This is a genomic window from uncultured Sulfitobacter sp. (assembly GCF_964021855.1).
Classification (GTDB): domain Bacteria; phylum Pseudomonadota; class Alphaproteobacteria; order Rhodobacterales; family Rhodobacteraceae; genus Sulfitobacter.
In genome coordinates this window covers 467,248-479,933 of the sequence record NZ_CAXHZD010000004.1, presented here as the reverse complement: position 1 = coordinate 479,933, position 12,686 = coordinate 467,248, and the positions used below count along the sequence as shown (strand labels likewise).

Below are 12,686 nucleotides of genomic sequence, written 5' to 3'. Positions count from 1 at the left end.
TAGACTAAAAGAGCGCCCACTGGGCGCTCTTTTTTCGAATTATGCGGGTGTGTTTATGCCCTGAGAGACAACGCCTAGTTACGCTGATAGCGCAGGTGTATGGGGTTTTCGGGGTCTTTTGCCACCGACATATTATGCAGTTCCTGAGTGGGGACTGGCGAATTTTGCGTGCAGGTATTGCAGCCGCATGCCGAGTAACCTGGCCAAGCTGGTGGTGATTGATTGGTCCAGCTGCCGCCCCATCCTCCGCTGTTCTGGCACAGCGGGGTGCAAACCTGACTGGCGCTGGTATTGGAAGAGATGATGGTCGTGCTTTCCAAATCACAACTGCCTGAGAAATCGGTTTTTACCGTATCCCGTACGGTGCCGCCAAAGGTGTGAAAGGCCGTCCGATCCGTTGTGGGCATGACCACCAGCTCTGTCGGGCGGTCATTCAGAACGGTTTGCATCTGTTCGTAAGGTGGGTAGGTGCCGGCAAGGTTTGCCAGAACGCTTTTGCGCGCGGGGAACAGATAAGAGACGTCGGATGCAGATGGCGCGATTGAGGCTTGCATAACGTCGGCACGCGTCATGAGATTGGCCAACAGATAAGGCGCGTCATTACCTTGCCCCAAGGCGGGCGAGGCGTTGTTCACGCCCACGACATCAGAATAAAACATATTCTTGGTGCTGTCTGTCGTGCTCCACGGAAAGGCCTTGAGTTTGATAATATCAAGCGTGGCATCAGACATTTGCGACATGCTTTCTGAGAACCCGATGGTGGTACGGCCATAGCCGTCGCTTAGATACCCGGCGCGGACATAACTATTGTCGATATCGGGCAAGGGGGGGATCGCGCCGGTCAGGGCGTTGTAATAGCTCGACCGCAGTGAAAGCTCGGTCAAGGCTGAAATGATCGTATCATCAAGCGCGCCTGTCATGGATGGGTATGCGCCGCTGTTGATGTAGCCGTAGATCATATAATCGACACCGGCGGTGGTTTTCCCGCTCATGTCATACATCGCGCCGGTATCGTCAAAGGGCACGGGGCTTTTGAAGATGTTTGATCCGTTGGTGTCCAAATAGTCGGTAAAGGTGGCCACATCATCAAGCCCGCCATCGCCAGACCGGTAGAACATCAGGTTTGTACATCCAAGCATCGGCAGGGCGGTCATCGCATCGCCAGCGGTGACAAGCCGCGCGGTCGCGTAATCGGCAAAATCGCCGGCGTCAGTAATATAATTGGCGGGGACGGGGGTCGTTTGGGTTTCCCAATATTCCAGATACATCGCGTCATAGGTGAAGACGTCGATGGGGGTCTGGTTGCCGCTGCCATCCGTATAGACGGGGTTTGAGGTATAGCCCCCATCCCAGACGGTGCCATCTTTGATCAGGTAAAGCTGTTGACCGGGGGCCTCGTCCGTCCAAGCCGAACAGATCGCGTTCGCGAAATCATCGATTTTTGGAACATATGGGTAAAGCGCCGCAGCGACGCAATTCTGCTGGCCGGTTGTGCATTTAACATTGCAGGCATCTGCCAGTGCCGGCGGGGCGGCGCAGGCCAGTCCTGATATGATGATAGGAAGTGAAAAGCCGAAAAGACGCATCAAAAATCCTCCGAAAAAATTGTTGTATAAAATTAAACCTTAGGTTGTATTTACACAGCGAGATGCTATCCGTCAACTTTTCCGGAGTTTCCAGAGGATCAGCCCGTGAGGCGGGCAATACGTCTTGGCGGCCTATCCCACCAATGGGGGCGTCGATTGTTACCGAAGTACAAAGGCCAACAGAAGCAGGCAAAGGATCACGCTCACCAGCCAGATGGCGACCGAAATGCGCCGCCGTGCACTCAGATGCTTTAGCGGGTTAGTCATAGCTGAACCTTTCAGACAGGATGCGATGGGATGGCGTGCCGCGCTTGAGCAGATGGTCCTCTACGATATCCATCATCACTGGCGGTCCACAGACCACGAAAACCCATTCGTCGTATACGTCCTGCGCGAACACCCGGTCCAAAAGGGGGCCGTCGATAAATCCTGTCTCGCCTTGCCAATCATCTGGCGGCTCGGACAACACCAAGGTCACGTCCTTTGCGCCCAGTTCATCGCGATATGCGATCTGATCGGCTGACCGGTTGCCGTAGACCAGTTTGACCTGTCGCGGGTCACCGGTCAGGCGCAATTGCCTGAGAATTCCCAGCAGCGGGGCCAACCCGACACCGCCTGCGATCAAGGCGATGCCCGGCTCGCTGCGGCCATCAACGGACAGGCTGCCAAAGGGGCCATCCAGATACGCGACGGTACCCGGTTTTATCTTGCCAACCGTATTGGTGAAGTCGCCAAACCCCTTGATCGTAAATGATACTTCTGGCCCTGCGGCCGGTGCTGACGAAATCGAAAACGGGTTTTCCTTTATCGAAAAACTGCTCTGCCCCACATTCAGCCAAACGAATTGACCCGCCTTGTAGTCCAGACCTGAATGGCCGTCGGGGGCTATGGTCACTTCCCATTGTTTTGGCGTGACCTCCCTCACAGAGGTCACGCGCCATGGTCGGGTCTTGTCGCGAATCGGGGCGATCAAGTACACATAGCAGAGCGACCCGACAGCGATTGCTGTCATTGCCACCCAGATACCGGTCATCAGGGGCTGCGATCCATAGCGCCCGGCATAGACCGTATGGTGCAGCAACAGCGCTGCGATCAACAGCGCCCCAAGACCATGCATGAGCCGCCATGTTTCATATTTGACGTCCAGTTTGCTGCGCCCGATGGCAAGCAAGACGAGGCTGGGCAAAAGCAGATATGCGGCAATGCCCGTGGACAGGTCAGCGATATCCGTGGTGATTACCAACTGGCGGGTCGGGTCCCATGGCCGCGGGCCGCCCACGGGCGTGCCGCGGTATAAAAACGGATGCAACAGCGCAAATGCCAGTGCAACCCGCGCCATCATCTGGTGAAACCGCATCGTCACATCCATGCCGATGTCGTTCGAGACCGTCTTGAACCGGCCGGACAGGACAAACTCCATCAAGATCATGGCAAAGGCCAGAATACCAAGGCCCGAGGCCAGTTCTTGATGGAATGCGCGCGCCGGGGCGCCGACGATCCACGACAGCACCAAGGGGAAGGCGACAGCAACGATATAAAAGATGATCAAAAACAGCGGCTTCATAGGTTTTTCTGATCCAGTTCGCATAGCGGCACAAATTGATGTTGTCGTTTGTCGATCTTTCACGCTGCTTTGCGTCTTGCGGATGACATATATCAATTATGGTGCACACCGGGTCGGCCCGTGGCTATTCGGCCCGACGCACATCAAATTCCGGGGCCTTATCATATTCAAAGCCCGATACACCGGATTTCATCGGCTCTGCCCGCTGATTGGATATCCAAGTGCCGCCATAGCCCCGGTTCTGCGCCTGTTACAAAAGTATAATCAAACCAACACAAAAGTGAATCGATAACTGCGTACCCACACGGCAACACGAAGGGGGCGTTATGCTGCAGTTTAATCAGGTCACGAAAACATTCGGTGCGAATACCGCCGTAGAAGCAGCGAGCTTTGTCGTCGATAAACCGATGATGATCGGGATTATCGGGCGTTCCGGGGCCGGAAAATCAACGCTGTTGCGGATGCTGAACAGGCTGACGGATGCATCGTCGGGCGAAATCACCTTTGACGGCTTGAACGTGACGGCCCTGCGCGGCGCGGCCAAGCGCAGTTGGCAGTCCCAATGCGCCATGATCTTTCAGCAATTCAACCTCGTGCCGCGCATGGATGTTGTGTCGAACGTGCTGCACGGCACCTTGAACCGGCGTTCGACCTTGTCGACCATGTTCAATCTTTATCCCGACGAAGACATCCACCGCGCCATCGACATTCTGGAACGGCTCGGCATTGCCCAGCACGCGCCAAAGCGGGCCGAGGCGTTGTCAGGGGGGCAGCAGCAACGTGTCGCCATTGCACGCGCCCTGATGCAGGACCCGCGGATCATTCTGGCGGACGAACCGATTGCGTCGCTTGATCCGATGAATGCGCAGGTGGTGATGCAATCGCTGCGCGACATCCACGAACAAGACGGCCGTATGGTGATTGCCAACCTGCATACCTTGGACACCGCGCGCCGCTATTGCGACCGCGTGATCGGGATGCGGGACGGCAGGATCGTCTTTGACGGTTTGCCCGAGCTTCTGACCACCGCTGCCGCCCGCGACATCTATGGCGCGGATGCAAGTTTTTCCGAGGCAACAACATCGACCGAGATCGAAACGACCGACCCGGCCAAAGAACGACTGGCCGATATCGCAGCGCAATAGCGCGAAACGATTTACTCCGCACCCCATCGCTGGGTGCATCAATTCAAGAGAGACCAAAGATGAAAAAGACGATCACACTTGCCCTTTTGACAACGACGCTGGCAGGCGCAGCCTGGGCCGAGAGCCATGCCATCGACGAATTCCGCATCGGTATTCTGGGCGGTGAAAATGCCCAAGACCGCATGAACAGCAACGAATGTTTGCGCGGTGCCATTGAGGACGCGCTTGGCGTGCCGACCAAGCTGTTTGCGCCTGCCGATTATAACGGCGTTATTCAGGGCCTTTTGGGCGGTACGATTGATCTGTCGCTGATGGGGCCATCGTCCTATGCGGCGGTTCATATTGCCGATGAAAGCGCGGTGTCGCCGATCCTTGTAAAGGTCAACGTTGACGGCAGCACCGGCTATTACTCTGTCGGTTTTGCGCGCGTCGACAGCGGCGTAAAATCGCTTGAGGATATGAAGGGCAAAGTCTTTGGCTTTGGTGATCCGAACTCCACATCCGGTTATCTGATCCCGTCGGTTGAGATCCCCGGCCAGATCGGTGCCACCATGGAAAGCGGCGACTATTTCGGCGAAGTGAAATTCACCGGCGGCCACGAACAAACCATCGTTGCGGTAAACAACGGCGACGTGGACGGCGGTGTGACCTGGACGGACGGTCAGGGCAACTGGGAAGACGGCTATACCTTTGGCGCGCTGCGCAAAGCGGTTGATGCAGGCCTTGTTGATATGAACGACATGGTTGAAATCTGGCGCTCGAAACTGATCCCGGGCGAGCCTGTTGTTCTGCGCAATGCGCTGCCTGACGACGTGCGCGCGACAGTGACAAACATCATCGACACCATGGGTGAAACCGATCCTGAATGCGCAGCGGCCCTTGCCGGTGGTGAAGTCAGCGGTTTCGATCCCATCACCCATGACGCCTATACCTCGATCGTCGCCGCCCGTTTGGCGAAATCCAATTAAATCAAGTGATTTTATAACGATTGCTGGCTCCGGAGTTTTCCGGGGCCAGATATTTATGCGGGGCAAACCATGGCAGACGAGACAATAACCGGCGGTGATGCCGCCACGCAGGCCAAGGCCTATCTTGAGCAGATCAAGAAGAAACGTTTGATGAATTTCATCATGCTGGTGGTGTTTCTGGCGCTTTTGGTGTCGGGCTTTTACACGGCAGATCAGCGGAATGCAGGCGGCTTTTGGGACGGGCTTCCCAACATTTTCGACTTTCCTGCCGCCATGTTCAGCGAGGCATTTGAACGCGCGCCCTTGATGCCCGGTTATCTGGTTAAATATTTCCCGTCCTTGATCGAGACGATCAACATCGCCGCCGCGTCGACCCTGATCGGTGCCTTGCTGGCATTGGGGATGTCACTGCTTGTCACGCGCGGCTTGGCCCCCGTGCCATGGCTGGTGAACCCGCTGCGGCGGGTGCTGGATATTCTGCGCGCCATCCCTGAAATCGTCATCGCCTTGGTGCTGATCTTTATGCTGGGCGGCGGGCCTGTGCCTGCGATGATCGCGATTGCGCTGCACTCTGTCGGGGCCTTGGGTAAACTGTTTTCCGAGGTGAATGAAAATGCCTCTCTCAAGCCTATCGAAGGGCTGGCATCGGTCGGGGCAAGCTGGACGCAGCGGATGTTGCTTGGCGTGATCCCGCAGGTCGCGCCGAACTATCTCAGCTACGCGCTCTTGCGGTTCGAGATCAATATCCGTGCCTCGGCCATCCTTGGCTTCGTCGGGGCAGGCGGCATCGGCTATGACTTGCGCAACACCATGAGCTGGGGCGTGGGCAAATACGACGAAGCCGCCGCGATCTTTATCCTGCTATTCTTGACCATTGTTGTTGTGGACCAGCTGTCCGGCATGCTGCGCAACCGACTGACCCATGGTGCCGCAAACCCACAGGTGATCCTATGACAACCGCAACCCTTCATGCCGCGACCCTTACGCAATTCAGTCGCAAGAAACGCCTGACCATAGCCGTGCCATTGGTCATTCTGGCCTATTTCGCATATATTTTCGTGTCTTTCGACGTGGCAGGCCTGCGCGACCGGATCAATCTGAACAACGCCCGTACGCTGATTTCTGACAGCTACAGCTACAAGACCCATGTCGCCCAGAATAACCGAAACGGGGTGATCACCCTGTCGGTTGAGGGCGAGCGTAAGGGCCAATACCCAGAAGGGACTGCACCCGATTGGGTCAGCTTGGGGGATACCACCGTGGTTGATCTGGGTAGGGGGCACGTGATCACCTTGGGGCCTCAGGTCAGCTATGACATTCCCGGCTACGGACTGGTGACGGCGCGACCTGACGGCACCGGCGTCCACGCGGTATTTCCAGCCGGTGATCTGCCCGATTTCATCAACGCCTCAAAGAACCGGGTTATGATCGCCACGGATGCGGGGCGCTTTACCATCACTCGCGCCCGCGCCGAGGTTTTCAAATACAGCTACGGTTGGGAGCTGTTCTTTTTCACCCTCGACAGCCCGTATTACGGCATGGGGCCTGTGCAACTTGCGCAGCATGCCCTGAGCGGTGAAACGGGCGCGATCTGGCAGGAATTCTGGACAAACAAGATGTGGCGGCACGGGGATGTGTTCTGGGCCTTGTTTGAGACGCTGCTGATGGCGTTCTTGGGCACCTTTGGGGCCGCCATCGTTGCCTTGCCACTGGCGTTTCTCGCGGCACGGAACTTTACCCCCTTGGGCATCTTCCGCTTTGCTGCGCGGCGCGTGTTTGATTTTCTGCGCGGCGTGGACGGGCTGATCTGGACCATCGTGCTTAGCCGCGCGTTCGGTCCCGGACCGCTGACCGGTTCGCTTGCAATCTTGCTGACGGACACAGGCACATTTGGCAAGATGTTCTCGGAAGCGCTTGAGAATGTGGATGAAAAGCAGATCGAAGGGATCACATCGACGGGGGCCAAGCCGATGCAACGCTATCGTTTTGGGGTTTTCCCGCAGGTGTTGCCGGTCCTGCTTAGCCAGGTGCTGTACTACCTTGAATCCAATACAAGATCGGCGACCATTATCGGCGCGATCACCGGCGGCGGCATTGGCTTGCTGCTGACCCAAGCCATCGCGACCCAAAAGGATTGGGAAGAGGTCACCTATTACATCGTTTTGATCATCTTGTTGGTCATGGCGATGGACACCCTGTCGGGATGGCTGCGCCGCAAGCTGATCATGGGCGATAGCTGATGGCGCGATTGACAGCGGATGCGCCCGTTCTCCACCCTGATTGCGAGGTGACGGATGCCACGTTTGGAGCCTTTGTTGAGATCGGACGCAGCACCAGATTGGCGCATAGTCATTTCGACGATTACGCCTATTGCGACCGGTATTGTGACATTGCCAATGCCGCCGTGGGCAAGTTCGCCAATATCGCGGCCTTTGTCCGGATCGGGGCCACGGACCACCCGATGGACAAAGCCAGCTTGCATCACTTTCACTATCGGTCAGGGGACTACTTTGACGATGCAGATCACGATGAGGCTTGGTTCGACCACAGACGCACGAGGCGCGCGGTCATCGGGCACGACACATGGTTGGGCCACGGCGCGCAAGTCAGACCGGAAGTAACAATCGGCCATGGTGCGGTGGTGGCAGGCGGCGCAATCGTGACCAAGGATGTCCCGCCCTATATGATTGTGGCCGGCATCCCCGCCGTACCGCTGCGGGCGCGTTTTACCGTTGATATTGCAGATCGGCTGATGGATCTGGCGTGGTGGGATTGGCCCCATGAGCGACTGCGCCGCGCGCTAACGGATTTCCGGTCCCTCGGGGCAGAGGCATTCTTGGAACGTTACGAAGGATCGTGAAGGGTTGGGCCGCAGCGCTAGGTGTCTGACAGGGTCAAGGTGACCTTGTCCCCCGCAAACCATGTGCGCCCAACCTCAATCGGGCTGCCATCGGGCGCGACATTGATATTGATGGTGCGTAGAATGGGCGCGTTTTCGGCGATCCGCAGATGAAGCGCTTGGGTGGCGGTGGCGAGCTTTGCGTTCACCCGTGTCGAGGCCCGCGTGTAGTCCTCCACACCGCATTTGGCCAACCCCGCCGTCACCGACGGATCAGCCCGCAGATAGGTCAACATTTCAGGAAAACGCTCGGCAGGAAAAACGCTTCGAAACAAGGCGATAGGCAGATTTTCTGCCAGCGACAATCCTTCGTACACGTGCACTTTGGCACCGTTGGAAATCTGTAGCGCCTCAGCCTCGGATGCATTGGCCGGGCGGGTTTCAAGCAACAGGGCTGTTTTGGCGGGGGCGCGACCGGCGGCGGTCAGGTTTTGGTGAAACCGGACCCGGCGGCCGATGGGATAGTCGGTTGGTGTGGTGGCGACAAAAACGCCCGCGCCACGTCTGGCATGAACGATACCTTCCTCTGCCAAGGCCGCCAAAGCCTGCCGTACCGTGTGACGGTTAACGCCAAAACGTGCAGCCAGAACCGCCTCGGTCGGCAGTTTGTCACCCTGGCGGTAGACGCCTTCGGTGATGTCGCCACGCACGGTGGTGGCAATGGCTTTCCAGATCGGCGTGCGGCGGGTCATGTCATGAAAACTTCACACTTTGGGGGGTTGGCGTGAGTGGGGTTGTTCAGTAGTATTTGTCTAGTTGTATAGACAACTAAAGAAGGTGTCTAGATGAATATGATGAGTGATCCAAACGCGTCGCGAAAAAGCTGGCTTGGTCTTTTGGCCAAATCGGCGGCCTCAGATGTTGCCCGTCATTGGGCGGCGCTGAACATGACGCCCGACCATACCGTTTTGCGCAGCCCAGAGATTGGCGGCGTTATGGTACGGGGGCGGGCAGGGGCCGTTGGTGCCGCCTTCAACTTGGGTGAAATGACCGTCACCCGCGCCTCTGTCAGGTTGGTCGACGGGACGGTTGGGCATGGCTATGTGCAAGGCCGCAGCAAGGATCACGCTCTCCACGCGGCGTTGGTTGATGCGCTAATGCAGACAGATGCAGCCGAAACGGTCGAGGCAGCAGTATTGACCCCGTTGCGCGATGCCATGGCGGCCCGCAAGTCCGGGCGCGCGGCCAAAGCTGCGGCAACCAAGGTTGATTTCTATACCATGGTGCGGGGGGAAGACTGATGCAGGCACAAACCCTTGAAGGTGGCTTTGCCGATCTGCCCGTCGATGCATCCCACGCCTTTCGTGCGGTGATGACCGCGATGGCACGCCCCGGTGACATTACCCGTGTGCAGGGCGCGCACCCCCCGTCCCCGATGAGCATGGCCGCCGGTGTTGTGGTCCTGACATTATGCGATCCGGAAACGCCCGTTTTTCTTGCGGCCAGCCATGACACCCCGCAGGTACGTGACTGGATTACCTTTCATACCGGTGCCCCCTTTACCGATGCGCGGGACGCGATGTTCGCGCTTGGGGCGTGGGATGATTTGCCGCTGTCGGATTTTCCGATTGGCACGGCGCAATATCCCGACCGCTCGGCCACCGTGATTGTCGAACGCCCGGCGCTGTCCAATGACGGCGCGATCCTGCGCGGACCGGGGATCAAGGACAAGGCGGCCTTATCCTTGCCCGAAACGCAGCGCTTTCAAACCAACGCGGCATTATTCCCGCTGGGGCTGGATTTCATTTTCACCTGCGGCGACCGCCTTGCGGCGCTGCCCCGCACAACGAGGGTCGGCTGATGTATGTTGCTGTAAAAGGCGGCGAGCGCGCCATTGATAATGCCCATGCGTGGCTGGCCGAGGAGCGGCGCGGCGACCCCGCCATCCCCGAGCTAAGCGTCGCGCAAATCCGCGCGCAGATGGCGCTGGCCGTTAACCGTGTCATGGCCGAAGGGTCGCTTTATGATCCCGACCTTGCCGCCCTTGCGATCAAACAGGCGCGCGGTGATCTGATCGAGGCGATCTTTCTGATCCGCGCCTATCGCACCACCTTGCCGCGTTTTGGCGGGTCGAACCCGATCGAGACCGAAGACATGGCCTGCGACAGGCGGGTGTCGGCAACCTTCAAGGACGCGCCGGGAGGGCAGGTTTTGGGGCCGACCTTTGACTACACCCACCGGTTGCTGGATTTCAAACTGGCCGCTGATGGCGAAGCCGCAGATGTACCGACAGCCGCGCCTTCTGACATGGCGACACCCCACATCATGTCCTTTCTGGACCGCGAAGGTTTGATCCAGAGCGAACCAACCGGCGACGCTGTGCCAGATGATCTGACCCGCACGCCGTTGGAACTGCCCGCAAGTCGCGCCTTGCGCCTGCAATCGCTGACGCGGGGGGATGAGGGGTTTCTGCTGGGCATGGCCTATTCCACCCAGCGTGGTTACGCGCGCAACCACGCCTTTGTCGCTGAACTACGCATCGGTGCCGTGGCGGTCGAAATGGACATCCCCGAACTGGGGTTTGCGATCGAGATTGGCGAAATCACGGTGACGGAATGCGAAACCGTCAACCAGTTTCAAGGCTCAAAAACGCAACCGCCACAGTTCACCCGCGGCTACGGTTTGGTGTTCGGCATGACCGAACGCAAGGCGATTTCCATGGCCTTGGTCGACCGCGCCTTGCGCTGGAAGGAACTGGGCGAGGACAACCTTGGCGCACCGGCGCAGGATGAAGAGTTCGTTTTATATCATAGCGATAACATTCAGGCGACGGGGTTTCTGGAGCATATCAAACTGCCCCATTACGTCGATTTCCAATCCGAACTGGAACTGATCCGCAAGCTGCGCCGCGAAGCGCAGGATAATATCAGCCGGGAGGCCGCGGAATGAGCGACTATAACTTTGCCTATCTCGATGAACAGACCAAACGCATGATCCGCCGCGCGATCCTCAAGGGGCTGGCGATCCCCGGTTATCAGGTGCCCTTTGCCAGCCGCGAAATGCCAATGCCCTATGGCTGGGGCACGGGCGGTGTGCAGGTGTCGGCGGCGGTGCTAACGCCCGATGATACGTTCAAGGTCATCGACCAAGGGGCAGATGACACAACCAACGCCGTGTCGATCCGGCGGTTCTTTCAAAAGACCGCAGGGGTCGCCGTGACCGAAGCCACATCGCAGGCCAGCGTCATTCAGACCCGCCATCGCATCCCCGAGGAAGACCTGCGCGACGACCAGATCCTTGTGTACCAGGTGCCGATCCCCGAACCCTTGCGCTTTCTTGAGCCATCCGAGGTCGAGACCCGCAAGATGCATGCGCTTGAGGAATACGGGCTGATGCATGTGAAACTGTATGAAGACATCAGCCAGCACGGTGATATCGCGACGGCCTATGCCTATCCGGTCAAGGTCGAGGGCCGCTATGTCATGGACCCGTCGCCTATTCCAAAGTTCGATAATCCCAAGCTTGAAATGGCGGGCATTCAACTGTTCGGCGCGGGGCGCGAGCAGCGCATTTACGCCATTCCGCCCTATACACAGGTGGTTAGCCTTGATTTTGATGACTACCCCTTTCAGCCGACCAAGGCCGACCACGCCTGCGATCTGTGCGGTGCGACCGACAGCTATCTGGACGAGCTGATTGTGGATGACGCGGGCGGACGTATGTTCATGTGCTCTGACACCGACTACTGCGCGACCCGCCGCAAACAAGGGCATGTGGGCGCGCAAGGAATACCCTACGAGGAGGACGCCGCATGACCCCGCTTTTGCAGGTTGAAAATATTGCCAAATTCTATGGTGCCCGCATCGGCTGCACGGATGTGTCGTTTGACCTTTATCCAGGCGAAGTCATGGGGATCGTGGGCGAAAGCGGGTCGGGCAAGTCCACCTTGCTGAACTGTCTGGCGGGGCATCTGGTGCCTGATCGCGGGGCCGTGCGCTTTGACACACGCGCCGATGGTCTGCGCGATACGATTACCATGTCCGAACCCGAACGCAGGATGTTGGGGCGCACCGACTGGGCCTTTGTACATCAACATGCCCGCGACGGGCTGCGGATGAATGTCAGCGCTGGCGGCAATGTAGGCGAACGGCTGATGGCGGTGAATGCGCGGCATTACGGTGATATCCGCGCCGAGGCGATTGATTGGCTGGGGCGGGTCGAGATTACCGAAGACCGGATTGATGACCGCCCCACAGCCTTTTCCGGCGGTATGCAGCAACGCCTGCAAATCGCGCGCAATCTGGTGACGGGGCCGCGGCTGGTGTTCATGGATGAGCCGACCGGTGGGCTTGATGTCTCAGTCCAGGCGCGGCTGCTGGATCTGCTGCGCGGCCTTGTACGCGAGATGAACCTCAGCGCGATCATCGTCACCCATGACCTTGCTGTTGTGCGCCTTTTGGCGGACCGGTTGATGGTGATGAAAGACGGCCACGTGATCGAGACGGGGTTAACCGATCAGGTGCTGGATGATCCGCAGCATGCCTATACCCAGCTTCTTGTTTCCTCTGTCTTGCAGGTGTGAGC

13 protein-coding genes are annotated in these 12,686 nt (G+C 58.1%); 10 read left to right on the top strand and 3 right to left on the bottom strand.

Going from position 1 to position 12,686, the window contains the following annotated elements:
- Positions 1-74: 74 nt before the first annotated feature.
- Together bcmE and AADJ11_RS15760 are read right to left on the bottom strand one after the other, a co-directional pair.
- Complete coding sequence (gene bcmE / locus AADJ11_RS15765) at positions 75-1,586, bottom strand: thiamine pyridinylase (protein ID WP_341235466.1); 1,512 nt, start codon at positions 1,584-1,586, stop codon at positions 75-77.
- 259 nt (positions 1,587-1,845) lie between these two features.
- Positions 1,846-3,150, bottom strand: a complete 1,305-nt coding sequence (locus AADJ11_RS15760) for a ferredoxin reductase family protein (protein WP_341235465.1) — start codon at positions 3,148-3,150, stop codon at positions 1,846-1,848.
- Positions 3,151-3,476: 326 nt separating this feature from the next.
- Between AADJ11_RS15760 and phnC the strand changes: the two genes are divergently transcribed.
- From phnC to AADJ11_RS15735, 5 genes are all read left to right on the top strand, one after another.
- The gene (gene phnC / locus AADJ11_RS15755) at positions 3,477-4,295 is read left to right on the top strand and encodes a phosphonate ABC transporter ATP-binding protein (protein WP_341235464.1); all 819 of its coding nucleotides are present in this window, start codon (positions 3,477-3,479) and stop codon (positions 4,293-4,295) included.
- Between the two features lie 59 nt (positions 4,296-4,354).
- Complete coding sequence (phnD, locus tag AADJ11_RS15750) at positions 4,355-5,263, top strand: phosphonate ABC transporter substrate-binding protein (protein ID WP_341235463.1); 909 nt, start codon at positions 4,355-4,357, stop codon at positions 5,261-5,263.
- A gap of 69 nt (positions 5,264-5,332) precedes the next feature.
- Positions 5,333-6,217, top strand: a complete 885-nt coding sequence (gene phnE, locus AADJ11_RS15745; protein WP_341235462.1) for a phosphonate ABC transporter, permease protein PhnE — start codon at positions 5,333-5,335, stop codon at positions 6,215-6,217.
- Positions 6,214-7,503 carry a phosphonate ABC transporter, permease protein PhnE gene (gene phnE / locus AADJ11_RS15740; RefSeq protein ID WP_341235461.1) on the top strand — a complete coding sequence of 430 codons (1,290 nt, stop codon included), beginning with the start codon at positions 6,214-6,216 and terminating at the stop codon, positions 7,501-7,503. Before phnE (AADJ11_RS15745) ends, phnE (AADJ11_RS15740) begins: the two co-directional genes overlap by 4 nt.
- Positions 7,503-8,123, top strand: coding sequence for a chloramphenicol acetyltransferase (locus tag AADJ11_RS15735; RefSeq protein WP_341235460.1), 621 nt, complete (start codon positions 7,503-7,505; stop codon positions 8,121-8,123). The genes phnE (AADJ11_RS15740) and AADJ11_RS15735 overlap by 1 nt, the downstream gene beginning before the upstream one ends.
- A gap of 17 nt (positions 8,124-8,140) precedes the next feature.
- Here AADJ11_RS15735 and phnF read toward each other — a convergent pair whose 3' ends face one another.
- On the bottom strand, positions 8,141-8,854 hold the full coding sequence (gene phnF / locus AADJ11_RS15730; protein WP_341235459.1) for a phosphonate metabolism transcriptional regulator PhnF: 714 nt from the start codon (positions 8,852-8,854) through the stop codon (positions 8,141-8,143).
- 93 nt (positions 8,855-8,947) lie between these two features.
- Here phnF and phnG point away from each other — a divergent pair, with 93 nt between their 5' ends.
- The 5 genes from phnG to phnK are packed head-to-tail and all read left to right on the top strand — an operon-like array spanning position 8,948 to position 12,684.
- A complete protein-coding gene (phnG, locus tag AADJ11_RS15725; RefSeq protein ID WP_341235458.1) occupies positions 8,948-9,403 on the top strand; it encodes a phosphonate C-P lyase system protein PhnG in 456 nt (151 codons plus the stop codon).
- On the top strand, positions 9,403-9,963 hold the full coding sequence (gene phnH / locus AADJ11_RS15720) for a phosphonate C-P lyase system protein PhnH (protein ID WP_341235457.1): 561 nt from the start codon (positions 9,403-9,405) through the stop codon (positions 9,961-9,963). Before phnG ends, phnH begins: the two co-directional genes overlap by 1 nt.
- Positions 9,963-11,051, top strand: a complete 1,089-nt coding sequence (locus tag AADJ11_RS15715) for a carbon-phosphorus lyase complex subunit PhnI (protein WP_341235456.1) — start codon at positions 9,963-9,965, stop codon at positions 11,049-11,051. Before phnH ends, AADJ11_RS15715 begins: the two co-directional genes overlap by 1 nt.
- Complete coding sequence (locus tag AADJ11_RS15710) at positions 11,048-11,917, top strand: alpha-D-ribose 1-methylphosphonate 5-phosphate C-P-lyase PhnJ (RefSeq protein ID WP_341235455.1); 870 nt, start codon at positions 11,048-11,050, stop codon at positions 11,915-11,917. Before AADJ11_RS15715 ends, AADJ11_RS15710 begins: the two co-directional genes overlap by 4 nt.
- On the top strand, positions 11,914-12,684 hold the full coding sequence (gene phnK / locus AADJ11_RS15705) for a phosphonate C-P lyase system protein PhnK (protein WP_341235454.1): 771 nt from the start codon (positions 11,914-11,916) through the stop codon (positions 12,682-12,684). The genes AADJ11_RS15710 and phnK overlap by 4 nt, the downstream gene beginning before the upstream one ends.
- Positions 12,685-12,686: the final 2 nt, after the last annotated feature.